We start from the raw sequence: 365 nt of genomic DNA on the forward strand, positions 1-365 counted from the left end.
TTCTCCTGGCTGTAGCTGGCCCCGTCCAGCACCACCACCTCCCCCAGTTCCAGGCTCTGGCGGTAGCGCGCCAGCAGGAGAACCAAGGCCTCCTGATCCGACTGGTTCCCATCCCCAGGAGCGAAGAGCAGGGGAATCCCCCCGGTATCGGCGCAGATCAGGTTCATCACCCACTGCTTGAGGTCTGGGCGGTGGTCCCGGCTGTAGCCGTGGGTGAGGCGGATGACCAGGGGCTCGTCCCCCGTATCGGTCTGGCCCTCTTCCCCGCTCCCGTACACCCCGTGGACGTGAAAGCTGGTGGAGTCCACGTGAAGAGCCCGCACGGGAAAGGGAAAGGCTCTGCGGGCAGATTTAGCCACCTCCAC

The 365-nt window shown here is 65.5% G+C and carries 1 pseudogene; it reads right to left on the reverse strand.

The annotated features are described in order from the left end of the window. Positions 1 to 365: pseudogene (locus L0D17_RS13365) on the reverse strand (IS1634 family transposase); the annotation flags it as partial.

This window comes from Thermus thalpophilus (genome assembly GCF_022760915.1).
GTDB classification, from domain to species: domain Bacteria; phylum Deinococcota; class Deinococci; order Deinococcales; family Thermaceae; genus Thermus; species Thermus thalpophilus.